Annotated in this window: 19 protein-coding genes; 2 read left to right on the top strand and 17 right to left on the bottom strand. The window is 60.8% G+C overall.

The annotated features are described in order from the left end of the window. The 14 genes from ABIE16_RS20850 to ABIE16_RS20785 all read right to left on the bottom strand — a co-directional run bounded on the left by ABIE16_RS20850 (position 1) and on the right by ABIE16_RS20785 (position 18742). Complete coding sequence (locus ABIE16_RS20850; protein WP_429521836.1) at positions 1 to 543, bottom strand: hypothetical protein; 543 nt, start codon at positions 541 to 543, stop codon at positions 1 to 3. A gap of 4 nt (positions 544 to 547) precedes the next feature. Next, the gene (locus ABIE16_RS20845) at positions 548 to 1096 is read right to left on the bottom strand and encodes a cytochrome b (RefSeq protein WP_090452687.1); all 549 of its coding nucleotides are present in this window, start codon (positions 1094 to 1096) and stop codon (positions 548 to 550) included. A 77-nt stretch (positions 1097 to 1173) separates the two neighbouring features. After that, entirely contained in the window at positions 1174 to 2640 is a 1467-nt protein-coding gene (gbpA, locus tag ABIE16_RS20840) for an N-acetylglucosamine-binding protein GbpA (protein WP_090452685.1), read from the bottom strand. 290 nt (positions 2641 to 2930) lie between these two features. Then, entirely contained in the window at positions 2931 to 3998 is a 1068-nt protein-coding gene (hemE, locus tag ABIE16_RS20835) for a uroporphyrinogen decarboxylase (RefSeq protein WP_057712346.1), read from the bottom strand. A gap of 253 nt (positions 3999 to 4251) precedes the next feature. Continuing rightward, positions 4252 to 5670, bottom strand: coding sequence for an FAD-dependent oxidoreductase (locus ABIE16_RS20830; RefSeq protein ID WP_007997363.1), 1419 nt, complete (start codon positions 5668 to 5670; stop codon positions 4252 to 4254). A gap of 32 nt (positions 5671 to 5702) precedes the next feature. Continuing rightward, positions 5703 to 10148, bottom strand: a complete 4446-nt coding sequence (gene gltB / locus ABIE16_RS20825; RefSeq protein ID WP_223501820.1) for a glutamate synthase large subunit — start codon at positions 10146 to 10148, stop codon at positions 5703 to 5705. A gap of 349 nt (positions 10149 to 10497) precedes the next feature. Next, on the bottom strand, positions 10498 to 12099 hold the full coding sequence (locus ABIE16_RS20820) for an AAA family ATPase (RefSeq protein ID WP_429521835.1): 1602 nt from the start codon (positions 12097 to 12099) through the stop codon (positions 10498 to 10500). Positions 12100 to 12109: 10 nt separating this feature from the next. Next, the gene (gene aroB / locus ABIE16_RS20815) at positions 12110 to 13210 is read right to left on the bottom strand and encodes a 3-dehydroquinate synthase (protein WP_007989324.1); all 1101 of its coding nucleotides are present in this window, start codon (positions 13208 to 13210) and stop codon (positions 12110 to 12112) included. Positions 13211 to 13361: 151 nt separating this feature from the next. Then, positions 13362 to 13880, bottom strand: a complete 519-nt coding sequence (gene aroK, locus ABIE16_RS20810) for a shikimate kinase AroK (RefSeq protein WP_057712350.1) — start codon at positions 13878 to 13880, stop codon at positions 13362 to 13364. Between the two features lie 4 nt (positions 13881 to 13884). Then, the gene (gene pilQ, locus ABIE16_RS20805) at positions 13885 to 15954 is read right to left on the bottom strand and encodes a type IV pilus secretin PilQ (protein WP_429521834.1); all 2070 of its coding nucleotides are present in this window, start codon (positions 15952 to 15954) and stop codon (positions 13885 to 13887) included. A gap of 13 nt (positions 15955 to 15967) precedes the next feature. After that, entirely contained in the window at positions 15968 to 16495 is a 528-nt protein-coding gene (locus tag ABIE16_RS20800) for a pilus assembly protein PilP (RefSeq protein ID WP_150811961.1), read from the bottom strand. Further along, positions 16492 to 17115 (bottom strand): type 4a pilus biogenesis protein PilO, encoded by a 624-nt coding sequence (locus ABIE16_RS20795; RefSeq protein ID WP_429521833.1) that lies wholly within the window; start codon positions 17113 to 17115, stop codon positions 16492 to 16494. Before ABIE16_RS20795 ends, ABIE16_RS20800 begins: the two co-directional genes overlap by 4 nt. Next, a complete protein-coding gene (locus ABIE16_RS20790) occupies positions 17112 to 17678 on the bottom strand; it encodes a PilN domain-containing protein (RefSeq protein ID WP_429521832.1) in 567 nt (188 codons plus the stop codon). Before ABIE16_RS20790 ends, ABIE16_RS20795 begins: the two co-directional genes overlap by 4 nt. Beyond that, positions 17678 to 18742 carry a pilus assembly protein PilM gene (locus ABIE16_RS20785; RefSeq protein ID WP_429521831.1) on the bottom strand — a complete coding sequence of 355 codons (1065 nt, stop codon included), beginning with the start codon at positions 18740 to 18742 and terminating at the stop codon, positions 17678 to 17680. The genes ABIE16_RS20790 and ABIE16_RS20785 overlap by 1 nt, the downstream gene beginning before the upstream one ends. Before the next feature lie 218 nt (positions 18743 to 18960). Between ABIE16_RS20785 and ABIE16_RS20780 the strand changes: the two genes are divergently transcribed. Next, complete coding sequence (locus tag ABIE16_RS20780; protein WP_373423039.1) at positions 18961 to 21399, top strand: penicillin-binding protein 1A; 2439 nt, start codon at positions 18961 to 18963, stop codon at positions 21397 to 21399. Positions 21400 to 21629: 230 nt separating this feature from the next. Here ABIE16_RS20780 and ABIE16_RS20775 read toward each other — a convergent pair whose 3' ends face one another. The 3 genes from ABIE16_RS20775 to rpmE form a co-directional block, all read right to left on the bottom strand. Beyond that, positions 21630 to 22898, bottom strand: coding sequence for a malic enzyme-like NAD(P)-binding protein (locus ABIE16_RS20775; protein ID WP_008047852.1), 1269 nt, complete (start codon positions 22896 to 22898; stop codon positions 21630 to 21632). Positions 22899 to 23081: 183 nt separating this feature from the next. Further along, the gene (locus tag ABIE16_RS20770; RefSeq protein WP_057712357.1) at positions 23082 to 23870 is read right to left on the bottom strand and encodes a thermonuclease family protein; all 789 of its coding nucleotides are present in this window, start codon (positions 23868 to 23870) and stop codon (positions 23082 to 23084) included. A 35-nt stretch (positions 23871 to 23905) separates the two neighbouring features. Beyond that, positions 23906 to 24124, bottom strand: coding sequence for a 50S ribosomal protein L31 (rpmE, locus tag ABIE16_RS20765; protein ID WP_008047849.1), 219 nt, complete (start codon positions 24122 to 24124; stop codon positions 23906 to 23908). A gap of 289 nt (positions 24125 to 24413) precedes the next feature. On the opposite strand from rpmE, the gene ABIE16_RS20760 reads away from it, so the two are divergent. Further along, the gene (locus ABIE16_RS20760; protein WP_429521830.1) at positions 24414 to 26633 is read left to right on the top strand and encodes a primosomal protein N'; all 2220 of its coding nucleotides are present in this window, start codon (positions 24414 to 24416) and stop codon (positions 26631 to 26633) included. Positions 26634 to 26682: the final 49 nt, after the last annotated feature.

Genomic DNA, 26682 nt, shown 5'->3' with positions numbered 1-26682 from the left:
TCACTCTGTCGGCCCGGCAAGCGGGCTAAAAAAACGCGGAGAAACGTTCGGCACTTGCGGCTTGCCGTGGGGGGCGAGCCGTTGCAGGAAACCCGTGACGGGAGGCTGGAGCGTCAACAATGCCTCTCGGCCCTTGCTCCACAACACCGCGTGATCGGGCTCAACGCGACGCAAGATGCTGCCACCGGGCAGGCGCTCGCCGACCTGGTAGATGCGCGCGCCTTGCGAGTCTGCCAGCAACACCCGGGACAAGCCGTGAGTGACGACGAAGCTTGCCTTCAAGGTCAGCGGTTCCGCGCTCGGCAGCAATTCGGCACCCGTCGTCAGACCGAGCACCGTTGCAACCGCCGTTGCGTCGAGCGCTTGACGGGGTGCGGGAGCGGTTCGCGAGGTTTCGACCGGTGCCGGCAGCACCAACTGTTCGCGATAGCGCCACTCCTGCCAGCCCAGGAACGCCCCATAGGCCAGCGGCACAACCAGCAGGCTCGCCTTGCTCAAAAGCAAGGCAAGTCCGGTCAAGCGTTCGCGCGAAAACATCACCATGGCCTCACTCAAGTCGCCCGGACCCAGGCTTGCCACACAGGCGCAAAGACATCCGTTGCAGCACCCGGTGGTTGCAGGCCTCATGCACGATGACGGCGCCGATGTGCGCGACCAGCAGCAGCGACAGCACCACACATACCCACGTGTGAACCGTGACGAACAGAACGATCAGTTGTGGATCGCTTAACGGCTGATCGATCTCGATCACCCCGAATACATCGATCGGGCGATCCATCATCAACACGCCGGTCACCAGAACGGCACCGACGAAGAGGTAAATCAATGCGTGGGCAAACAATGCGAGCACTTCGACAAGCGACAACGACTTCATGCCCGAAAAACGGGTATGAGTGAAAAACAGAAACAGGCGCCACAGGTAAAACGGTATGAACACTGTCGTCAGCGAAACATTGAAGAACGCAACCGACTCCTTGATGTGCGCTGACACCTCGAAACCGGCCACAAGAAAACCAGACAGCAAGGTCCACAGGATCACCGCGGCAGACAACCAATGCAGCAGCACGCGCTGTCTGGAATAACCCGAAACAGTCATTTTCAACTCGATCAACGTCAGAAGAATAAAGCTTCAGGCGATCGGCTACCGATCGCCTGAAGTGCTACAAGGGGGACTTACAACTTGTTCCATGCCATGTGCCAGTGAGCACCGACACCTGGTTCAAAACCGTTGGCTGTGGGGCTGTACTGCTTGCAGTAACCCGACTCGGGGAATGGCTTGCACTCAAAGACTTCGTTGGTCTTCGGTTGCAGAACCTTGGTACCGGCGGTGTAGTCGCCGAGGCCTTCAGGAAACACGAAATCGTATTCGACGCCGGCACCTTCGCCAGTCAGTTGGGTGGTCTGAGTGTCCTGACGGGTGGTGCGGCCATCCAGGGTGGTGCCGACCAGGGTCAGGGTGTGCGCACCCGGGTTGCTGCGTACATCCATGGACAGCCAGGTGGAGCCGCTGGCCACTTGTGCCGACGTGGTGCCTACCGGTTTGTTGTTCTGGTCGAGCAAGGTCGCTTCGACGTTCATCGGGCGGTTCGCAATCATGCTGAACTCGACCTTGGCCCGGCCTTTATCCAGAACGTATTCGGCTTGCTGCGAGGCCACCGACATGCGCGCTGCGGTGTCTTCCTTCATGTCCAGTTGCACTTCGTAGCGGGTTACACCGCTTTCTTTTTGTGCGTACAGCGTGTTGTTGCCCCGGATCGGCTCGATGTTGCCGTTTTCATCACGAATACCGGCGCGGATGAGCTTGTGGGTCGCGTTGATTTTTTCCGCCAGCTTGAAGGACCAGTCTTGCGGCGAGCCTTCCTCAGCGTTGTCGATGCTGATTTCGACGCTGTAATCCGGGTTCTCGCCATTGGCGGAGAATGCGCGGGCCTTGACCTTGTCGCCGACCAGCAGCTCGGTCGCGGCGGAAATACTGCCTACGGAAGACCAGCCACCCGGTAGCGCCGGTTCAGCGAGAATGTTCACGTCGGCGGCGTTATAAAACGCTGCATCGGTATCACCGACGGTCCAGATCGCCAGGATGACATGCTGGCCGGATTTATCTGCCGGGATAGTGCAGTTGTGCTTGTCGCTGTTAGACGGCATTTTATTGCCGCCATCGACGGTGCAGAACGGGGTACTTTCGAAGGTGGCGCGCTTGAGCGATTCGTTCGGATTCCAGCCGTTTCGGCTGATGAAGTACTCGTGTTTGGTGGCCGGATGAACTGCCTTGTAATGCCATTGGAAATCGATGTTGCGGTCCTTGATTTCCGTCAGGTGCCAACGGGTGGCGGACTGCGCATCCATGGCAGAGAACAGCGAGTGACCACCGCTGGCGATCTTGCCATCGACCGGTCCCTGCAAGGGAGCACCGCCGACGCCGGCCGGAAAGCCTTTGAAGGTTTCACCAACACTCTGCGGCTCGTACTGGGCGCCACCGCAGTTAGTGTTCAAGCCTTTCTGGCAAGCCAGCGCGCGCGAAGGCGGCACTTCCAGATAGCCATGGGCGGAAACGGTTTGAGAGGCCAGCATTGCCGATAACAGGATCATCGATGAAGTGCAGGCGGTTAAGGCACTTCTCTTTTCAAACTTGATTTTCATGATGTATTCCAGACTGCTTATCGAAAACAGGGCGCCTTGTGGGCGCCCCTGTTCGCTTCGTGATTGTTCGGCGATACGCCGGACAAGGGCCTGGAACCTTACGGGGGTGGAAGAAAATTCTATGTAGGAGTAATCGCCGCACGAGGCAGGAACAGTCTCTCCATTCCTCGATCCGACAAAGAAAGAAAACATTCTTACAACAAGTGATGCTTTATCGATTGAGCTTTTGAACGGCACAAAAAAACCTGTCCGGCACGAGGCGGGACAGGCTTTGTCGAAACGGGCAATCGCTATTCGTGATACTGCGCCGACAACTCATGCACCGCGCGCAGGAAGGCGCCAGCGTGTTCCGGATCGACTTCCGGCGTGATGCCATGGCCGAGGTTGAACACATGGCCGCTGCCTTTGCCGTAGCTGGCCAGGATGCGCCCGACTTCCGCACGAATCGCTTCCGGCTTGGCGTAGAGCACGGTCGGGTCCATGTTGCCTTGCAGGGCGACCTTGTCGCCGACACGGGCGCGGGCGCTGCCGATGTCGCAGGTCCAGTCCAGGCCCAGTGCATCAGCACCAGCGTCGGCGATGCTTTCCAGCCACAGACCGCCGCTCTTGGTGAACAGGATCACCGGCACCTTGCGGCCTTCGTGCTCGCGGATCAGGCCGCTGACGATTTTCTTCATGTAGGCCAGGGAGAACTCCTGGTACGCCGCCGCCGAGAGGGCGCCGCCCCAGCTGTCGAAGATCTGCACCGCTTGCGCACCGGCCATGATCTGGCCGTTGAGGTAGCTGGTAACCGTCTGCGCGAGCTTGTCCAGCAGCAGGTGCAGGGCTTGCGGATTGTCGTAGAGCATGGTTTTAGTCTTGCGGTAGTCTTTCGACGAACCGCCTTCGACCATGTAGGTGGCCAGTGTCCATGGGCTGCCGGAGAAGCCGATCAGCGGCACACGGCCGTTCAGTTCGCGGCGGATGGTGCTGACCGCGTCCATCACATAGCCCAGGTCTTTGTGCGGATCAGGAATCGGCAAGGCTTCGATGTCGGCCAGGGTGCTGACGACTTTCTTGAAGCGCGGACCTTCGCCGGTTTCGAAGTACAGGCCCTGGCCCATGGCATCGGGGATGGTCAGGATATCGGAGAAGAGGATCGCCGCGTCCAGTTGTGGATAGCGGTCGAGCGGCTGCATCGTGACTTCGCAAGCGAACGCCGGGTTCATGCACAGGCTCATGAAATCACCGGCCTTGGCACGGCTGGCGCGGTATTCAGGCAGGTAGCGACCGGCCTGACGCATCATCCACACGGGGGTGACGTCTACGGGTTGCTTGAGCAGGGCGCGCAGGAAACGGTCGTTCTTCAGGGCAGTCATGTCGGCATCCGGAAAAAAAGTGAGGGCATTTTCTCAGAGCCGGGCGCAAAAGGCACGGTTGCAGGTCAGCCTTTTGTCTATCGGGTCAATTTGTCGCAATGTAAACGCGGTATTCGTTACACCACGAAACAACTGTGGGAGCGAGCTTGCTCGCGATGAGGACTTCACATTCAACATCTCTGCTGACTGATCCACCGCTATCGCGAGCAAGCTCGCTCCCACAGGGGGTATTACATTGGGTTCTGGGTCGGGGTCAGACGCCCAGGTAATCCAGGATCCCTTCAGCCGCATTGCGGCCTTCGAAGATCGCCGTCACTACCAGGTCAGAACCGCGAACCATGTCGCCACCGGCGAAGATTTTCGGATTGCTGGTCTGGTGCTTGTACTGACCTTGCTCAGGCGCCACCACGCGGCCCTGGCTGTCGGTCTGGATTTCGAACTGTTCGAACCACGGTGCCGGGCTCGGACGGAAACCGAAGGCGATGACCACGGCGTCGGCCGGGATGATCTCTTCGGAGCCCGGGATCGGCTCGGGGCTGCGACGGCCACGGGCATCCGGCTCGCCGAGACGGGTCTCGACCACCTTCACGCCTTCGACCTTGTCTTCACCGACAATGGCGATCGGCTGGCGGTTGTAGAGGAACTTCACGCCTTCTTCCTTGGCGTTCTTCACCTCTTTGCGCGAGCCCGGCATGTTCGCTTCGTCACGACGATAGGCGCAGGTCACCGACTTGGCGCCCTGACGAATCGACGTACGGTTGCAGTCCATCGCCGTGTCGCCGCCGCCGAGGACCACGACCTTCTTGCCTTTCATGTCGACGAAATCTTCCGGCGACTTTTCAAAGCCAAGGTTGCGGTTGACGTTGGCGATCAGGAAGTCCAGTGCGTCGTACACGCCCGGCAGGTCTTCACCGGCAAAACCGCCCTTCATGTAGGTGTAGGTGCCCATGCCCATGAATACGGCATCGTATTCTTCGAGCAGTTGCTCCATGGTCACGTCCTTGCCCACCTCGGTGTTGAGGCGGAACTCGATGCCCATGCCGCTGAAAACTTCGCGACGATTGCTCAGCACGGTCTTTTCCAGCTTGAACTCGGGGATACCGAAGGTCAGCAGACCGCCGATTTCCGGGTTCTTGTCGAACACCACCGGGGTCACGCCACCGCGCACCAGCACGTCGGCACAGCCCAGGCCCGCCGGGCCCGCACCGATGATCGCGACACGCTTGCCGGTCGGCTTGACCTTGGACATGTCCGGGCGCCAGCCCATGGCGAATGCGGTGTCAGTGATGTACTTCTCCACCGAACCGATGGTCACCGCGCCGAAGCCGTCGTTGAGGGTGCAGGCACCTTCGCACAGACGGTCCTGCGGGCACACCCGGCCGCAGACTTCCGGCAGGGTGTTGGTCTGGTGCGACAGCTCGGCGGCCTGGAGGATGTTGCCCTCGGCCACCAGTTTCAGCCAGTTGGGAATGAAGTTGTGCACCGGGCACTTCCATTCGCAATACGGGTTACCGCAACCCAGGCAGCGGTGGGCCTGGTCGGCCGACTGCTGGGGTTTGAAGGGTTCGTAGATTTCCACGAACTCTTTCTTGCGTTGACGCAACAGTTTCTTCTTCGGATCCTTGCGCCCGACCTCGATGAACTGGAAGTCATTATTCAGACGTTCAGCCATTTTAAAACCTCATCAAACTCTTCAGGCGCATATCACTGCGGGTTGGCACGGGTGCTGGAAAGCAACGTTTTCAAGCTGGCAGCCTTGGGCTTGACCAACCAGAAACGGCGCAGGTAGTCATCGAGGTTCTCGGCGAGTTCACGACCCCACTCGCTGTCGGTTTCCTCGACGTACTCGTTCAGCACGCGTTGCAGGTGGCTACGGTAGGCTTCCATCGCCTCGCCGCTGATCCGCTGGATTTCCACCAGTTCGTGGTTGACCCGGTCAACGAAGGTGTTGTCCTGGTCGAGCACGTAGGCGAAACCGCCGGTCATGCCAGAGCCGAAGTTGTAACCGGTCTTGCCCAATACGCAGACGAAACCACCGGTCATGTACTCGCAGCAGTGATCGCCAGTGCCTTCCACGACGGTGTGGGCACCGGAGTTACGCACGGCGAAACGCTCGCCCGCGGTGCCGGCGGCAAACAGCTTGCCGCCAGTGGCACCGTACAGGCAGGTGTTGCCGATGATGGCACTGTCCTGGGTGCGGTAGACACTGCCCTTCGGCGGAACGATCACCAGCTTGCCGCCGGTCATGCCCTTGCCGACGTAGTCGTTGGCGTCGCCTTCGAGGTACATGTGCAGGCCGCCGGCGTTCCACACGCCGAAGCTCTGCCCGGCCGTGCCTTTGAAGCGGAACGTGACCGGCGCGTTGGCCATGCCCTGGTTGCCGTGCTTGCGCGCGATTTCGCCGGAGATCCGTGCGCCGATGGAACGGTCGCAGTTGCAGATATCCAGGGCGAATTCAGCGCCGCTCAGGTCGTTGATCGCCGAGGTCGCCATGTCGACCATTTTCTCGGCCAGCAGGCCCTTGTCGAACGGCGGGTTGCGTTCAACGCCACAGAACTGCGGTTTGTCCGCCGGCACGTGGTCGCTGCCCAGCAACGGGGTCAGGTCCAGGTGATGCTGCTTGGCGGTCTGGCCTTCGAGGACTTCCAGCAGATCGGTACGGCCGATCAGCTCTTCGAGGGAGCGCACACCCAGCTTGGCCAGCCACTCACGGGTTTCTTCGGCGACGTAGGTGAAGAAATTCACCACCATGTCGACGGTACCGATGTAGTGATCCTTGCGCAGCTTCTCGTTCTGGGTCGCGACGCCGGTGGCGCAGTTGTTCAGGTGGCAGATGCGCAGGTATTTGCAGCCCAGGGCGATCATTGGCGCAGTGCCGAAGCCGAAGCTTTCAGCGCCGAGGATTGCCGCCTTGATCACGTCGAGGCCGGTTTTCAGGCCGCCGTCGGTCTGCACCCGCACTTTGCCGCGCAGGTCGTTGCCACGCAGGGTCTGGTGGGTTTCGGCCAGGCCGAGCTCCCACGGAGCGCCCGCGTACTTGATCGAGGTCAGCGGCGACGCGCCGGTGCCGCCGTCGTAGCCGGAGATGGTGATCAAGTCCGCGTAGGCCTTGGCCACACCGGCGGCAATGGTGCCAACACCGGCTTCTGCTACCAGTTTCACCGAGACCAGTGCCTTCGGGTTGACTTGTTTCAGGTCGAAAATCAGCTGCGACAAGTCTTCGATCGAGTAGATGTCGTGGTGCGGCGGCGGCGAAATCAGGGTCACGCCCGGCACTGCATAACGCAGCTTGGCGATCAGGCCATTGACCTTGCCGCCTGGCAGTTGACCGCCCTCGCCTGGCTTGGCGCCTTGGGCAACCTTGATCTGCAGCACTTCAGCGTTGACCAGGTACTCCGGGGTTACACCGAAACGGCCGGTGGCCACTTGCTTGATTTTCGAGCTCTTGATGGTGCCGTAGCGCGCCGGGTCTTCGCCGCCTTCGCCGGAGTTGGAACGCGCACCGAGGCGGTTCATGGCTTCGGCCAGGGCTTCGTGAGCTTCCGGCGACAGGGCGCCCAGGGAGATACCGGCGGAGTCGAAGCGCTTGAGCACCGACTCCAGCGGTTCGATTTCGCTCATATCCAGTGGAGTGTCGAGGGTTTTGACTTTCAGCAGGTCGCGGATCATCGACACCGGACGGTTGTCCACCAGCGACGTGTATTCCTTGAACTTGCTGTAGTCGCCCTGCTGCACAGCGGCTTGCAGGGTGTTGACCACGTCCGGGTTGTAGGCGTGGTACTCGCCACCGTGGACGAACTTCAGCAAACCACCCTGCTGGATCGGCTTGCGCGGGCTCCAGGCTTCGGTGGCCAGCGCTTTCTGCTCGGCTTCGATGTCGACGAAACGCGCACCCTTGATGCGGCTCGGCACGCCCTTGAAGCTCAGGTTGCAGACTTCCTCGGACAGGCCGATCGCTTCGAACAGTTGTGCTCCGCGATAGGAGGTGATGGTCGAGATGCCCATCTTCGACAGGATCTTGAGCAGGCCCTTGGTGATGCCTTTACGGTAGTTCTTGAACACCTCGTAGAGGTCGCCCAGCACTTCACCGGTACGGATCAGGTCGCCCAGCACTTCGTAGGCCAGGAACGGGTAAACGGCAGAGGCGCCGAAACCGATCAACACGGCGAAGTGGTGCGGATCGCGAGCGGTCGCGGTTTCCACCAGGATGTTGGAATCGCAACGCAGGCCTTTTTCGGTCAGACGGTGGTGCACCGCGCCGGTAGCCAGAGAGGCGTGGATCGGCAACTTGCCCGGGGCGATGTGACGGTCACTCAGCACAACCTGGGTACGACCGGCGCGCACGGCTTCTTCAGCCTGATCGGCCACGTTGCGGATCGCCGCTTCGAGGCCGACGCTTTCGTCGTAGTTGAGGTCGATGATCGCGCGCTCGAAGCCCGGACGATCGAGGTTCATCAGCGAACGCCACTTGGCCGGGGAAATGACCGGCGAGCTGAGGATCACGCGCGAAGCGTGTTCCGGCGACTCCTGGAAGATGTTGCGCTCGGCACCGAGGCAGATTTCCAGCGACATGACGATGGCTTCACGCAGCGGGTCGATCGGCGGGTTGGTGACCTGCGCGAACTGCTGGCGGAAATAGTCGTACGGCGTGCGCACGCGCTGGGACAGCACGGCCATCGGCGTATCGTCGCCCATCGAGCCTACGGCTTCGTAACCTTGCTCGCCGAGCGGACGCAGCACCTGGTCGCGCTCTTCGAACGTGACCTGGTACATCTTCATGTATTGCTTGAGCTGATCGACGTCGTAGAACGCCGAACCGTGGTCGTTGTCTTCCATGGTCGCCTGGATGCGCAGGGCATTCTTGCGCAGCCATTGCTTGTACGGGTGACGGGACTTCAGGCGGTTGTCGATCGCATCGGTGTCGAGGATCTGACCGGTTTCGGTGTCCACGGCAAAGATCTGGCCCGGGCCAACGCGACCCTTGGCGATCACGTCTTCAGGCTGGTAGTTCCAGACGCCGATTTCCGAGGCCAGGGTGATGAAACCGTTCTTGGTGGTGACCCAACGCGCCGGACGCAGACCGTTACGGTCGAGCAGGCACACCGCGTAGCGACCGTCGGTCATTACCACGCCGGCCGGGCCGTCCCACGGTTCCATGTGCATCGAGTTGTATTCGTAGAACGCACGCAGATCCGGGTCCATGGTTTCGACGTTCTGCCACGCAGGCGGAATGATCATCCGCACGCCACGGAACAGGTCGATGCCACCGGTGACCATCAGCTCCAGCATGTTGTCCATGCTCGAGGAGTCGGAACCGACGCGGTTGACCAGCGGGCCGAGTTCTTCCAGGTCCATCAAGTCGTTGGTGAACTTGGTGCGACGGGCCACGGCCCAGTTGCGGTTGCCGGTGATGGTGTTGATCTCGCCGTTGTGCGCCAGGAAGCGGAACGGTTGGGCCAGCGGCCATTTCGGCAGGGTGTTGGTGGAGAAGCGCTGGTGGAACACGCAAATCGAGGTTTGCAGGCGCTCATCGCTCAGGTCCGGATAGAAGGCGGTCAAATCCGCCGGCATCATCAGGCCCTTGTAAATGATGGTCTTGTGGGAAAAGCTGCACACGTAGTGGTCGGTGTCGGCGGCGTTGGCCACGGACGAGCGACGACGGGAGGTGAACAGCTTGACGGCCATGTCCTGATCGCTCAGGCCTTCACCACCGATGAACACTTGCTCGATTTGCGGCAGGCGCTCAAGGGCCAGACGGCCGAGGACGCTGGTGTCGATCGGCACTTTGCGCCAGCCGACCAGTTGCAGACCGGCGGCCAGGATCTCGCGGTTCATGTTCTCGCGAGCAGCTTCGGCCTTCACCGGGTCCTGGTTGAAGAAAACCATGCCCACAGCGTATTGCTTGGGCATTTCGACGCCGAAGGTTTCCTGGGCGATGGCTCGCAGGAACACGTCCGGCTTTTGAATCAGCAGACCGCAACCGTCACCGGTCTTGCCGTCGGCATTAATCCCACCGCGGTGGGTCATGCAGGTCAGGGCCTCAATGGCCGTTTGCAAAAGGGTATGACTGGGCTCGCCCTGCATATGGGCTATCAGGCCGAAACCGCAGTTATCCTTGAATTCATCTGGTTGGTACAGACCTGCTTTCATAGACACTTTCTCACCAGGCTGCTTCTCGCGAAGCAAATTTCTTTTCAATTCAACCACTTACCAACCGCGCCGAACGTACGCCAGCTTTGCGGGGGCAAAAGGGAGGTCATTGTACACACCGACACAGAGGCTCACAAATTTGACGACGAAATGTCGCAAATCTATGTCGCATTTGTGAAAGGTTTAAAGCGATCTGCTGTGCTAGTCAAAACTTTTTTTAATTCTGACCGCAACGACTCAAAGACTACTGTGACGCAGACACCACAAGGCACGCAGCCCGGAAGGTTGCGCGCACTTGTAGAAATTTTGAGGTGCTTGGAGAGGCGGCCTGGGTAAGGCCGCCGAATCTTCAGCGAGTTGTTGCCAGTTCCTGTTGGACGCTGGCGACAGTGCGAGGCCAAGGTTTACCAGCCTGAACCTTCGCTGGCAAGGCCTTGATGGCGGAAACGGCTGCATCACGATTGGCGAAGTTGCCGTAGGTGATCACGTAGAGCGGCTTGCCATTGAGGACTTTCTTGAAATAACGGTACTCGCCGCCCTGCTCCTTGACGAAGCTTTGTGCGGCAGTTTCGGAGCTGGTGCCGAGGATTTGCACCACGTAGTTACCCGGTGCCTGACCGGCGTACCAGGTGCCGCCAGCGGCCTTGGCCGCCGGAGCCGGTTTCTCGGCAGGCTTGGCCGCCGCGGCAACGGCTGGCTTGGCTGGCGCTGGTGCAGGCTTGGCCACTGGAGCAGGCGCTGGTACAGGCGCTGGCTTGGCGGTGGCGACCTGAGTCGGCGCAGGCGTCGGCTTGGCCGCTGGTGTCGGCGCTGGGCCGGCAGGAACGCCCACAGGCGGCGCAGTGGTGGTTACGGTCGGCGGAGTGGCGCTGGAGCCTTCAACCGGCACGCCGTCGTCACCTTCGGTAATGCCACCTGCCGCTTCAGCCAGCGGACCGCGCATTACCGGTTGCGAGTTACCGACCAACGGCAATGGCATCGGCTGCGTGTTGCCAGCGAATTCTACGGCCGGAGCGCCGCCATTCGCTGTTGGCTGACCCTGGCCAAGCGGCAGTTGCGCCTGTTCATTGGCCGGAGCACCGGCGGTCGGTGCCTTGTTGCGACCTGGAATCAACCAGGCGGCAGCTACCGCGACCACGACCACGGCGGAAATCGCCAACACGTGTTTCTTCGGCATATTGAACCCCATTTTTGGACGCTTGACCGCTGAGCGGCTGGCGATCATGGCTTCGATCATTGCATCGCGGGCGACCTGATTGATGCTGCCAGGCCAACCTTCGGAGCTTTCGTGAATATCAGAGATCTGATCCGCGGTGAAAAGTTCGATACCGCGACCAGCGCCTTCGAGCCGCTGCTCCAGATATTCGCGGGTTTCCTCTTCGGTGTAGGGCTGCAGCTCGATGACGTGGAAACGCTCTTCCTCGAGATGCAAAGCCTCAAGCTGAGCAATCAGCGAGGTCTCACCGAACAGGAACACATGCGGGCGGCCTTCCGGCGCACCGGCAGCCAGGACCATCAGAGCCTCAAGGGCGGACTCGTCGAGTTGTTCGGCGTCATCGACCAGCAGATAGACTTCCTGCCCGGTCAGTGCAAGCTGCACCACCTGGGCCAGAATAGCGTCGGCATCAGCCTGGCCGACGTTCAACGCCTGGGCCACCAGACGCAGTACCCCGGCCGCATCGCCGGCGCCGCGGGCAGAAACCACCACGCTTTGTACCGATTGCTTGTTGGTGCTGGCGACCAGAGCCTGACGCAACAGGGTCTTGCCACTGCCTTCTGGGCCAGTGACCACCAGCAGCAACTGACTGTAACGGGCCAGGTGATGCAGTTGTCCCAGCACAGGTTTGCGCTGGGCCGGGAAAAATTTGAAGCCAGGCACCCGTGGAGCAAAAGGGTCATGACTCAACTGGTAATGGCCGAGGAAGGCCTCGTCGGCATGCAAACTAGTCATTGTGTTCTTATTAACCTTTAAGCTGAGCCAGGGCGCGGTAGTCTGCCCCCAGCGTGGCCTGTAGAACCTCTTTCGGATAATCGTCGGTCACCACCGCTTCACCCATGTGGCGCAGCAGCACCAGGCGTAAACGACCGTCGATCACTTTTTTGTCAATGGACATATGTTCGAGGAAATCGGCTTCTGTCATTTCTTCTGGCGGAACGACCGGCAGCCCCGCACGCTGGAACAGACGAATGCCGCGATCGCGTTCCTGCTCGCTGATCCAGCCCAGCCGCGTGGACATTTCCAGCGCCATTACGGTGCCAGCAGCCACTGCCTCACCATGAAGCCACACACCATAGCCCATGTGGGTTTCAATGGCGTGGCCAAAAGTGTGGCCCAGGTTCAGGGTGGCACGAACGCCTGTCTCTTTCTCATCGGCACCGACCACTGCCGCCTTGGCCGCACAGGAACGCTCGATGGCATAGGTCAGGGCTTGCTGGTCCAGATTGCGCAGGCGATCGACGTTGTCTTCGAGCCAGGTCAGGAACGGCTCATCACAGATCAGCCCGTACTTGATGACTTCGGCCAGCCCGGCGGACAACTCGCGCGCCGGCAGGGTATTGAGGCTGGCGGTATCGATCAGCACCACGTTCGGCTGATAGAAGGCGCCGACCATGTTCTTGCCCAGCGGATGGTTGATCCCGGTCTTGCCGCCCACCGAGGAGTCGACCTGCGACAGCAGCGTGGTCGGAACCTGGATGAAATCGACGCCGCGCTGGTAGCAGGCGGCTGCAAAACCGGCCATGTCACCGATCACACCGCCGCCAAGGGCGATCACCGTGGTGCGGCGGTCATGCCGGGCGGTCAGCAGACCGTCGAAAATCAGTTGCAGGGTTTCCCAGGTCTTGAAGGCTTCGCCGTCGGGCAGTACCACGGAAATCACCGAGAACTGCGCCAGGCTGCGGGTCAGACGCTCGAGATAGAGCGGCGCAACAGTCTCGTTGGAGATGATCGCTACTTGCCGTCCGCGAATGTGCGGGGCCAGCAGCTCGGGCTGATCCAACAAACCTTCGCCAATATGAATCGGGTAGCTGCGCTCGCCTAGATCGACCTTGAGTGTCTGCATGTGTCCCCACAGTGAAGATGGAATCAGGCGTACTGCCTTGAGTTAACGAATATCCACGGCCTCTGCTGGTGTGACGCCGTTCGGTAGCCATCCGCCACAACCTCGAACGGTCATGGCGGGACGCCGAGGATAGCGCATTTCGCGCGGCGCTTTAACGGGGTGGCAACTGCTGCAGACGCTCTAGAATGTCGAGTACGACCATTCGTGGCGGCCGCTCATCGGTTTCGACCACCAGGTCGGCAATTTCCCGATAAAGCGGATCGCGGATCGCCAGCAGATCCCGCAGGGTCTTGGCCGGATCGGCGGTGCGCAGCAATGGCCGATTGCGGTCGCGGGACGTGCGGCCGACCTGCTGCTCGACTGACGCATGCAGATAAACCACCCGCCCACCGGCATGCAGTGCCCGACGATTGGCTTCGCGCATGACCGCGCCCCCGCCTGTCGCCAGCACCACACCGTCGCAATCGCACAGCTCGGCAATCATTGCCTGCTCGCGATCACGAAAACCCGGTTCGCCTTCCTTATCGAAGATCCAAGGGATATTGGCGCCCGTGCGCAATTCAATTTCCTTATCGGAATCTTTGAATGGCAGGCGCAGCTCTTTGGCCAGCAACCGGCCGATGGTGCTTTTTCCAGCACCCATCGGTCCAACAAGAATCAAATTTCGCACAGAATCAATGACTCACAGCAATCGCCCGATTATTCATGATACGCGGAGTGAGGAATACCAACAGCTCGGATTTTTTCTCCGAAACCACATCACGCCGGAAAAGGCGGCCAAGATACGGCACATCGCCAAGAAATGGCACCTTATCTACAACCTTGCTTTGAGTATTTGAGAAAACACCACCAATGACGATGGTCTCGCCATCGTTGACCAGGACCTTGGCGTTGACTTCGTTTTTCTTGATGGGGGGTACATCCTGAACCTTGTTCAGGTAGTCCGGTTCGTCCTTGGTCACTTTGACTTCCATGATGATCCGGTTGTCGGGCGTGATCTGCGGTGTCACTTCCAGCGACAGCGAAGCCTCCTTGAACGACACCGAAGTCGCGCCGCTGGAACTGGCTTCCTGATAGGGAATCTCCGTGCCCTTGAGGATTTTGGCGGTCTCCTTGTCGGACGTGACCACCTTGGGCTGGGAGACGATTTCCCCGTTGCCGGTTTTCTCCATGGCCGTCAGCTCCAGGTCCAGCAAGACGTTATCGGTGATGAAGGCGATGCCGATTCCCGAGGTGTTGTTGGCTACGCCCATGTCGACGAACGGTGAGTTGGTGCTGGTACTGCCGGGCGTGCCAATGGTCGATGACCCATTGAGTCCATTGCTGACGCCGGAGGTGTTCCAGTTGCCCTTGTTCTGTATCGAACCACCCCAGCGCACCCCGAGGCTTTTGTCATAGTCGACGTTGGCTTCGACAATGCGCGCCTCGATCATCACCTGACGCACAGGGATATCCAGCTGCGTGACGATCCTGCGCAGCTCATCCAGCCGGTCCTGGGTCTGGTAGGCAATGATGTTGTTGGTGCGTTCATCGACGGTGATTGATCCCCGTTCGTCGGGTTTCGCTTCGGCACTGGTCACCGACTGGAAGAGCTTGGCGATATCCGCCGCCTTGGCGTAATTGACCTGCAACAGCTCCCGACGCAACGGCGCCAGATCGGCAATCTGCTTCTGCGATTCGAGCTCCTGACGCTCACGGGCAGCAATTTCATCGGCCGGCGCAACCAGCAGGACATTGCCGACCTTGCGCTTGTCCAGACCCTTGGTTTTCAGCACCAGATCCAGCGCCTGATCCCACGGCACGTTCTGCAAGCGCAGGGTAATTCCCCCCTGGGCCGTGTCGCTGGCCACCAGATTGAGGTTGGTGAAATCGGCGATCAGTTGCAGCACCGAGCGCACATCGATGTCCTGGAAGTTCAGCGATAGCTTCTCGCCGCTGTAGGCCTGTTGCCCGGCATTGCGTTTTTGCAGTTCGTCGACCGTCGCCGGGCGAACGCTGACCGTGAGCTTATTGTCAGTCTGATAGGTCGAGTAATCGAACGTGCCGCCGGGTTCAATGCTGATGGTGGCTCGATCGCCGTTCGCGCTGGCGTTGACGAACTGCACGGGCGTGGCGAAATCCTTCACGTCCAGGCGCACGCGCAATCGCTCGGGCAATAAGGTCTTGGCAAATCCGACGATGATCCTGCCTTCGCGCTCTTGTATGTCGGGCGCAATCGATGGATCCGACAAGTCGATCACCACGTTGCCTTCGCCCTGGGCTCCCCGCTGGAAATCCACACCCCGAATGGCCTTGCCTGCCGTCGCGACGGCTCGTGCCGGAACCGGCGTTGCAGCGGCTGCGGGCTTGGATGTCGACGGTTTGACTCCCTGCCCGACAACAACCAGCAGATTGTTACCTTCTATTCGCGAGTCGTACGGGGCCGGCTGGGTCAGGTTGATGATCAATCGCGTACGGTCCCGGGCTTCCACCACCGTCGCACTTCGGGCATTTCCACTGCCCAGATCGTGAGTCTTGCTCGCCAGCTGACTGGTGACACCCGGCAAATCCAGGGCAATCCGGGCTGGCGAATCCGTCGTGTAGCCGTGGGGCACCGGGGGCGGCGCATCGAACGACAACTTCAACTCGACACGGTCACCCGGCAGCGCTGCGACATCCAGCGCCTTGAGATTGGCCGCTTGTACCATCGGCGACAACAACGCTATCCATAGCGAAAGGCCGACGGTGGAAAGAATCCTGTTCATTATTGGAGTTCCACTATGAGTGCTCTTTCAAAGGGATGGTCCGGGGACGCTCCAGCCACGCACCCTGACCATCGGGGACAATTTCAACCATATCGACTTGAGAGCCACTGATCGCAACGATCCGTCCGTGGTTACGCCCCAGGTAATCGCCGACTTTCAGCCGGTGCACCCCACCCGCCCCGCGCAGCAGGGCATAGGAGCCCGTTGCATTGGAAAGGGTGCCGACCATTTCAAACTGCTCGATGTTGAAGCCTTCGAGGTATTGTTTGACCCGACCCGGGTCGGGCTTGACGTTACCCGAACCCCGCCGCCGGGCCGCCAGATCGGTGCTGATCTGCGGCGAAAACGGGCTGCGCAGATTCGCCGCGTTGTAAGTGAATGCAGGGTAAGACTGGAATACTGGCGTTGGTTCAATCTTCCCCGGCCCGTGCAGGCGCATTTCGTTCATGTACGCGTCCAGATCGGTGTAGTCATCCCCCCCGCCACAACCGGACAGGGCAGACAGCAATACCACCACCGAAAAACTACGTGCCGGGCTCATTGATGCTGTCCCTTGTCGTTGTAGCGGTAGGTCTTGGCGAGGATGGTCAAGCGCAGTTTCGGACCACCCTCAGGGCTGACAGGAGCCAGATCGAAATCGTGCAAGGTAACGATTCGCGGCAACCCGGCCACACCACTGACGAAGGTGGCCAGGTCGTGGTATTCCCCGGTGACCGTGATCTGGATCGGCAGTTCGATGTAGAACGGCTGGGCCACCTCCGGCAGCAACTTGATCTCTTCGAACTCCAGGCCACTGCCGAGGCCCGTACGCGTGATGTCTTCGAGCAAGCCGGGCACTTCGGTATCGCTGGGCAGTTGCCGCAACAGCACGACGAAGGTGTTCTCCATCTCTTTCAACTGCCGGGTATAGAGATCCAGGTTCGCCGCCATGCGGGCCTTGCTGGCGAACTGCTCCTTGAGTGTCGACTCTTCCTCGCGCTTGAGATCGAGCTGGCTCACAAGGTCGCGGGTGGAAAAGTTATAGCTAAAGGCCAGCACCAGAAGCACGAGCAAAGCAGTCACCAGACACTTGATCGCCGGCGGCCAGGCGCCCATGTTGCTGGTATCCAGATCATTGATGTCGATCTTGCGCAGCCCTTCGAACCATTCGGACAGACTCATTTGCCCCCCTCCGGTGTTGCGGGTTGAGTCTGGCGGACGGTCAACTGGAAGACGTTTGCCTGTTCCAACTGGCCGGCAGCCGTGGCCTTGACTTCGCTCAGGCTCGGCGCCTCGAACCAGTCTGATGCCTCGAGGTTGCGCATCAATTCTGAAACGCGGTTGTTGGATTGCGCGGCACCGGTGATGGACAAAGTCTTTGCGGTCATTCTCACTTCGGTGAAATACACGCCGTTGGGCAGGGCTCGCGCCAACTGGTCAAATATTCGCCCGCTGATTTGGCGATTGCCTTGCAGGCCCTGGATGACACCCATGCGCTCGACCAATTGCTGACGGCGCGCCTTGAGATCATTGATCTGGCTGATTCGCTCATCGACCACGGCGACTTGCTTGCCGATGTAATCGTTACGGGCGACTTGCTGGTCGATGGCACCGCTAATGACCTGGTTCGCAACCAGCACCGCCCCCATCGCGCCCACCATTGCCGCCACCAGGACCAGCAGGAAGCGCTTGCGGCGGACTTCACGTCGCTCCTCGCGCCAGGGTAAAAGGTTGATCCGTGCCATCAGTCGAAGCTCCTGAGGGCCAGACCGCAGGCGATCATCAACGCCGGGGCATCACTCGCCAGGGCAGCGCCATTGACCTTGCTGCCCAGAGTCATTTCGCAAAACGGGTTCGCGACCTGGGTCGGCGTGCCCAATTGCTGCTCGATCAAACGGTCCAGCCCCGGGATCGACGCCGTACCGCCGGCCAGCAGGACATGATCGACGGCGCTGTACTGGCCGGAAGCAAGGAAGAAGTGCAACGAGCGCGACACCTGCTGCACCAGCGCCTCTCGAAATGGCTGCAAGACCTCAGCGGCATAGTCATCCGGCAACCCGCCCTTCTTTTGCGCCAGCCCCGCCTGCTCCAGCGTCAGGCCGTAGCGACGCTGGATTTCCTCGGTCAGTTGCCGACCGCCGAACAGCTGTTCGCGGGTGTAGATAATCCGCCCGTTGTGCAGCACGCTCAGGGTGGTCATGGTGGCGCCGATGTCCACCACTGCGACCGTCAAAGGTTTCTCGGAAACCGCGAATCGACTGGCCAGAAGTTCGAATGAACGCTCCAGCGCGTAGGCCTCGACATCGACCACGCGGGCGGTCAGCCCCGCCAGGGCCAGGGCGGCCTCGCGGACTTCGACGTTTTCCTTGCGACAAGCGGCGAGCAGCACGTTGACGCGCTCGGGATTACGCCCGGAGGTGCCCTGGACTTCAAAGTCGATCGCGACTTCGTCCAGGGGATAAGGAATGTACTGGTCAGCCTCGATTTTCAGCTGGCTTTCCATTTCGTCTTCGCAAAGACCGGCATCCATCTCGATGGTCTTGGTGATCACCGCTGAGCCCGCCACGGCCACGGCCACGTTCTTGAGGGCGGTTCTGGCCTTGGCCAGCGCGCGAGTGAGGGCCAGCCCCACACCTTCGAGCTCGGCGATATTCTTTTCGATCACCGCGCCGACCGGCAATGGCTCGACCGCATAGGCCTCGACCCGGTAGCGCTCACCCTGACGGCTCAACTCAAGAAGTTTCACCGAGGTGGAACTGATGTCGATTCCCAGCAGCGTATTGGATTTTTTCTTGAAGAGTCCTGGCACTACCAATTCCCTATGACTTTCCGTGAGTTACGGACTCTGCAATGTCCATTGCGTTCAATCCACCCGTCTTGACAGCAGCGCCAGCCACGCTCCCGATCAGAAAAATGCTTATAATGCCCAGCGTTTTTTTCCGCTTTTTGCTCAAGCGCGGGTCGTTCTCGTTTAGCCTGAACCCTGTTGCCCAATTCATTTTTTACCCTGGATATCCAAAAGCCTTGATTCGTCTGCTGAAGTTTTTCGGTTGGTCCATCGTCGCGGTTTTCTGCGGACTCCTTCTGGGTCTGAGCGGGGCGTACCTTTACCTTAGTCCCGGACTACCGTCCGTGGAGGCGCTGAGAAGCATCCAGTTGCAGATCCCTTTGCGGGTCTACAGCAGCGATAACAAGTTGATCGCAGAGTTTGGCGAAATGCGCCGTACACCGATCCGTTTCGCCGACATTCCCCCCAATTTCATCAATGCGTTACTAAGTGCTGAAGACGACAATTTCGCCAACCACTATGGCGTTGATCCGAGCAGCCTGATGCGTGCCGCGACCCAACTGGTCAAAAGCGGGCACATCCAGTCCGGCGGCAGCACGATCACCATGCAGGTGGCGAAGAACTTCTTCCTGACCAGCGAACGCAGCTTTTCACGCAAGACCACCGAGATCCTGCTGGCCCTGCAGATCGAACAGCAGCTGACCAAGGACGAGATCCTCGAGCTGTACGTCAACAAGATCTATCTGGGTAACCGCGCCTACGGCATCGAGGCGGCGGCGCAGGTCTATTACGGCAAATCGATCCGCGATGTCAGCCTGGCGCAGATGGCGATGATCGCCGGCCTGCCCAAGGCGCCGTCGCGCTTCAACCCGCTGGCCAACCCGGCGCGCAGCAAGGAGCGTCGCGACTGGATTCTGGGGCGCATGTACAAGCTCGGAAAAATCAGCGAAGCCGACTACACCGCTGCAGTCAACGAGCCACTGAACGCCAGCTATCACGTGCCGACCCCGGAAGTGAACGCCCCGTACATCGCCGAAATGGCCCGTGCCGAAATGGTCGGGCGCTACGGTAGCGACGCGTATACCGAAGGCTTCCGCGTCACGACCACGGTACCGAGCGACCTTCAGGAGCTGGCCAACACCGCGGTCCACGAAGGCCTGATGACCTACGATCAGCGTCACGGCTATCGCGGGCCAGAGTCGCGGCTGCCGGGCAAGACCCGCGAGGCCTGGGCAACCGAGCTGACCAAACAACGCATCATCAGCGGCCTGGAACCGGCCATCGTGACCCAGGTCGACAAGACCGGCCTGCAGGTGCTGACCCGCACCGGCCAGGAACACGTGAACTGGGACACCATGAAGTGGGCCCGGCCGTTCCTGAACACCAACAGCATGGGCGCCAACCCGAAACAACCGTCGGACGTGGCCCAGGTCGGCGATCTGATTCGCGTGCAGCGTCAGCCGGACAATTCGCTGAAGTTCAGCCAGATCCCGCAGGCCCAGGGCGCTCTGGTGTCCCTGGACCCGCAGAACGGCGCCATTCGTTCGCTGGTGGGCGGCTTCGCCTTCGAGCAGAGCAACTACAACCGCGCATTGCAGGCCAAGCGCCAGCCGGGCTCGAGCTTCAAACCGTTCGTCTACGCCGCAGCACTGGATAGCGGCTACACCGCCTCCAGCCTGGTGAACGACGCACCGATCGTGTTCGTCGACGAGTACCTGGACAAGGTCTGGCGCCCGAAGAACGACACCAACACCTTCCTCGGCCCGATTCGCCTGCGTGAAGCGCTGTACAAGTCGCGCAACCTGGTGTCGATCCGCTTGCTGCAAGCGATGGGCGTCGGCAAGACCATCGACTACATCACGCGCTTCGGCTTCAACAAACAGGACCTGCCACCCAACCTGTCCCTGGCGCTGGGCACCGCGACCCTGACGCCAATGGAAATCGCCACCGGCTGGAGCGCCTTCGCCAACGGCGGCTACAAGATCACCCCGTACATCATCGACAAGATCGAAAGCCGCAACGGCGACACCCTGTTCGTCGCCAACCCGCCGAGCGTGCCTCAGGGCGGCGCTGCCAGCGATGGCATTGCCGTGCCTACCGCCCAAGCCTTCACGGTCAACGCAACGCCGGGCGAGGCACCGGGCACTACGCCGACACCACAAGCACCCGCCGTGGCCGAACGCATCGTTGATGGGCGCACCACGTACATCCTCAACAGCATGCTTGAGGATGTAATCAAGCTCGGCACCGGTCGCCGCGCGCTCGCCCTGGGCCGCCCCGACATTGCCGGCAAGACCGGTACGACCAACGAATCCAAGGACGCCTGGTTCTCCGGCTACAACGCCGATTACGTGACGACCGTGTGGACCGGCTTCGATCAACCGGAAAGCCTGGGTCGCAAGGAATTCGGCGGCACCGTCGCGCTGCCGATCTGGATGAACTACATGGGCGCCGCGCTCAAAGGCAAACCACCACATACTCAACCGGAGCCCGAAGGCATCCTCAGCCTGCGAGTCGATCCGATCAGCGGTCGCGCGGCCAGCCCGGGCACCCCGGGGGCCTACTTTGAACTGTTCAAGGTCGAAGATACGCCACCGTCCGGGAACGAGCTGGGCAACGGTCTGGCACCTGGCAGCCCGCTGCCGGCGGATGAAGCGGCGCCGATCGATTTGTTCTGATTGCAGGACCAACATAAAGCCCCGCTCTTCTGTAGAAGGCGGGGCTTTTTTGCATCCGGGTTTCCTGTCATATCGCCATCGCGAGCAAGCTCGCTCCCACAGGGGTACGCATTCCAATGTGGGAGCGGGCTTGCTCGCGAAGGGGCCATCAGAAACCCCACAAAACCTTCAGGCACAAAAAAGCCCCGACTCTCACAAGCCGGGGCTTTTCGTTGAAGCGCTACAACGGCTTAGCCGTTGAACACGTCATCCACGCTTTTGAGCGGGTAGTTCTTCGGATACGGCAGGGTCGCCACGCCGGTCTCGATGGCAGCTTTGGCCACGGCATCGGAGATCAGGGTGATCAGACGGGCATCCATTGGCTTCGGAATGATGTACTCACGACCGAATTCCAGCTTGATGCCGCCGTAGGCGTCGCACACTTCCTGAGGTACCGGCAGCTTGGCCAGTTCACGCAGGGCGTTGGCCGCAGCCACTTTCATTTCTTCGTTGATGCGCTTGGCGCGAACGTCCAGGGCACCGCGGAAGATGAACGGGAAGCCCAGTACGTTGTTGACCTGGTTCGGGTAGTCGGAACGACCGGTGGCCATGATCACGTCGCTACGGGTAGCGTGCGCCAGCTCCGGGGAGATTTCCGGATCAGGGTTCGAGCAGGCGAACACGATCGGGTTAGGCGCCATCGACAGCAGGCCTTCAGCACTCAGCAGGTTCGGGCCGGACAGACCAACGAACACATCGGCGCCTTGCAGGGCGTCAGCCAGGGTGCGCTTGTCGGTCGCGTGAGCGAACACAGCCTTGTACTGGTTCAGGTCGTCACGGCCGGAGTGGATCACGCCGGTGCGGTCGACCATGTAGATGTTTTCGATGTTGGCGCCCATGCTCACCAGCAACTTCATGCAGGAGATGGCGGCAGCGCCGGCACCCAGGCAGACGATCTTGGCTTCCGGCAGGGTTTTGCCAGCGATTTCCAGGGCGTTGATCATGCCGGCGGCGGTCACGATAGCGGTGCCGTGCTGGTCATCGTGGAATACCGGAATATCGCACTGCTCGATCAGAGCGCGCTCGATTTCAAAGCACTCTGGTGCCTTGATGTCTTCCAGGTTGATGCCACCGAAGGTGATGGAGATGCGCTTGACGGTGTCGATGAAGGCTTGCGGGCTTTCGGAGTCGACTTCGATGTCGAAAACGTCGATGCCGGCGAAGCGCTTGAACAGTACGCCCTTGCCTTCCATCACTGGCTTGGAAGCCAATGGGCCGAGGTTACCCAGACCGAGAATCGCGGTGCCATCGGAAATGACTGCAACCAGGTTGCCTTTGCCGGTGTACTTGTAGGCCAGTTCAGGATCGCGGGCGATCTCGCGTACTGGTTCGGCTACGCCCGGGCTGTAGGCCAGCGACAGGTCGCGAGCGGTAGCAGTGGCCTTGGTGAGCTCGACACTCAGCTTCCCTGGACGAGGATTGGCGTGATATTCGAGAGCGGCAGTTTTCAGATCAGACATTTTGGCATTCCGCTTTTTACTGTTGGACAGACTGGTCAGCGAGGATACGCGCCTCGCAAAGTCCCCACAAGACTGACTGGTCACCCCTGTCAAGCGCCCGGCCCTACGACTTTGGGCCAAGAGCCACGGCAGACAAGGGTTAGACTGTTCACAATCAGCGCAAAAAATGTCTACAATTTTTTATCACTGCACGACTTGAAACATCGCCGGGTCGGTCAAGGGCAACATCCAGCGCGCCTGACCTTCTTTCAGTCCGCCACGTCGCGAACGATCCAGCACCCAACCGCGCGCCTCGATCTGCTTGCCTTCGAGCCTTTCCAGCAAGGCCGTATCAAACCGCCCCAGCAGATTGGGTGCAACGCGCAATACAACCGAATCCTGTAACTCGATCCAAACCCCGCCACGATTGCGTTGAACCTTGCTCACACGACCGCTGAGCACGGCGAAACCGGAAGTGCTGATCTGCTCCGCCTTCAGTACAGGCGACTGGCGCCACACACCGAGCCCGGCCTGTCGAGCGCTGGTTTCTGCAGCTTGCTGACAGGCGACCAGATCGACATTTGGCGCCACGGCCACCTGAAAACCCAGGCCTTCGGCGAGCATTTGCGCTTCGAGGTTGACGCCATTGGCACCGTAGACATGAGCCAGGGTGCGGCCGTAATGGTCCTTGCCTTCTTTGCCAGGCAGCAAATCAACCTGCCCGTCGCTAGCCGCCACCAGGGCTTCGAGTCGCTTGCGCGCGACCACGGCGAACGGTTCGTCGGAACGGCCATTCTTGCCAAGCTCCGGCGTATTCAAGCCGATCATGCGCACACTGCGGCCATCGCTCAGGCGCAGGGTGTCGCCGTCCACCACCCGCTGCACCGCGACGGGCGCCAGGCCGCTGGGTGCCGGGCAAAATGCCTGGGCGCCGGATAGCCAAATCGCGGACATAAAAAAGGCGCCCGCGAGGGACGCCTTTTTCATCAGCATGGAAAAACCGGATCGGCTTCCCAAGTTGATTGGCCTTAGGCCTTTTTCGCGCCGAAAGCACCGAAACGGTCGGCGAAGCGCTGTACGCGGCCGCCAGTGTCCAGAGTCTTCTGCTTACCGGTGTAGAACGGGTGGCATTCGTTGCAAACGTCGATCGCCAGGGCTTTGCCGAAGGTCGAACGGGTTTCGAACTTGTTGCCGCAGCTGCAGGTAACAGCAACTGCTGGGTATTCTGGATGGATATCAGCTTTCATGGTGTCTTCCTCAGGCTAGCGTGCCGCCACCCAACACTATTGTTGAATACCGCACGTAATTAGGCCGCGGATTCTACCAGACAATGCCAATCACGCAAGCTGTCCCTGAGACCGACCGTCTGCTAGGCTCCCGGCCCAATACGCGATCCCTGTGGGAGCGAGCTTGCTCGCGATGAGGGTGTGTCATTCGGCATATGCGTTGCCTGACACGGCGCTATCGCGAGCAAGCTCGCTCCCACAGGGGGACATGCAACCCCGCTTTTATCTTCCGCTGATCGAGATCCCCCGCGTGCCCGACGCCATTTTGCGCCTCGCCCTGCCTTCGCCGCTGCGCCGCCTGTTCGACTACCGCGCTCCGGCTGGCGTCCTGCGCGCCCAGTTGCACCCCGGCATGCGCCTGCGGGTACCGTTCGGCCGACGGGAGATGATCGGTATTCTGGTAGAAGTCACCGACACCAGCGAAGTGCCGGTCGAGAAACTCAAGCCGGCCCTGGCCCTGCTCGACGCTACGCCACCGCTGCCGCCCGCGCTGTTCAAGCTGTGCCTGTGGACATCCCAGTATTACCAGCACAGCCTCGGCGACACCTTGAGCTGGGCGCTGCCGGTTTTGCTGCGCCAGGGTGAATTAGCCGAAGCACGCCAGGAGCGCTTCTGGTCCGCCGCGCCGGGGGCCAGCCTCGACGATCCGCGCATCGCCCGCGCCCCGCGCCAGCGTGAAGCCCTGGCCACGCTGGCCCAACATCCCCATGGCGTCGCCCATCAATTGCTGAGCAAACTGATGCTGAGCAAGGACAGCCTGGATTTGCTGCTGGCCAAGGACCTGGTGCAGGTCGAGATCCGCCGGCACGCCCCGGGCGCACGCCACGAACACTGGCTGGCGCAACCGGAACTCCCCCTAAACCCGGAGCAGCGCGCCGCCTATGAGGCGATTCGCGCTGGCTTCGACAGTTATCACGCGTTCCTGCTGGCCGGCGTCACCGGCAGCGGCAAGACCGAAGTCTATCTGCAGTTGATCCGCGAAACCCTCGAGGCCGGCAAGCAGGCGCTGGTGCTGATCCCGGAAATCAACCTCGGCCCGCAGACCCTGGCGCGCTTCGAACAGCGTTTCAATGCCCGTATCGCGCTGATCCATTCGGCGGTCAATGACCGCGAACGCCTCGAGGCCTGGCTGGCCGCGCGGGACGGTGAGGCCGACATCATTATCGGCACCCGCTCGGCCCTGTTCACACCGATGAAGAACCCCGGCCTGATCATCATCGACGAAGAGCACGACGGCTCCTATAAACAGCAGGAAGGTTTGCGCTACCACGCCCGTGATCTGGCATTGGTGCGGGCGCGACAGGAAAACATCCCGATTGTCCTCGGTTCCGCCACCCCTTCGCTGGAAAGCCTGCACAACGCCTACACCGGCCGCTACGGGCTGCTGCGCTTGAACGAGCGAGCCGGCGGCGCCAAACAGCCGCGCTTCCTGCGTCTGGACGTGAAAAGCCGCCCGCTGGACAGCGGCATTTCCGGGCCGATGCAACAAGCCATCGGCCAGACTCTGGCCGCCGGACAGCAAGTCCTGGTGTTCCTCAACCGCCGCGGCTTCGCCCCGACCCTGCTGTGTCATGACTGTGGCTGGATGTCCGAGTGCCAGCGCTGTGACGCGAGAATGACCGTGCACCAGCGTTACGGCGAGTTGCGCTGCCACCATTGCGGCTACGTCGAACGTGTGCCGCGCCAGTGCCCGAAGTGCAACAAGGTCGATCTGCGCCCCGTTGGCGCCGGCACCGAACGGGCCGAGGAGCGCCTGGCGATTCTGTTCCCGGACTATCCGGTGCTGCGGGTCGACCGCGACAGCACATCGCGCAAGGATGCGATGAACCAGTTGTTCGCGACCATTCAAAAAGGCCAGCCGTGCATCCTGATCGGCACGCAGATGCTTGCCAAAGGTCACCACTTTCCACGGGTGACGCTGGTGTCGATCCTCGACGCCGACGGCGGCCTGTTCTCCGGCGACTTCCGCGCCAGCGAGCGCATGGCTCAATTGATCGTGCAGGTCGCCGGCCGCGCAGGTCGCGCCGAAGAGCCGGGCAAGGTGATTATCCAGACGCACCTGGCCGACCACCCGCTGCTGGTGCAATTGACCGAGCAAGGCTATTTCGCCTTTGCCGAACAGGCCTTGAGCGAACGCCGCGCGGCCGGTCTGCCGCCTTTTGCGCACCTGGCGCTGCTGCGGGCCGAGGCGCATAAACCGGGTCAGGCCGAAGGCTTCCTGGATGAGGCTTGCAGCGAGGCGGAGCGTTTGCTGGCCGAGCAGAGTCTGACCGGGATCGAGTTATTGGGACCGGTCCCGGCACCGATGGAGCGCCGGGCCGGGCGTTACCGTGCGCAACTGTTGGTACAGGCTGCGGCGCGAGCACCCTTGCATCGATTGCTGGCCAGTTGGTTGCTGGTGCTGGAGCAGATGCCGAGCGGGCGGGCGGTGCGTTGGTCCCTGGATGTCGACCCCGTAGATCTATATTGATTTTGAGATCGCTTTCGCGAGCAAGCCCGCTCCCACAGTGGTTCTCGGG

The sequence above is a fragment of the Pseudomonas sp. 2725 genome, assembly GCF_050434585.1.
Lineage (GTDB): Bacteria > Pseudomonadota > Gammaproteobacteria > Pseudomonadales > Pseudomonadaceae > Aquipseudomonas > Aquipseudomonas jessenii.
This window is presented reverse-complemented; position numbering and strand designations above follow the sequence as displayed.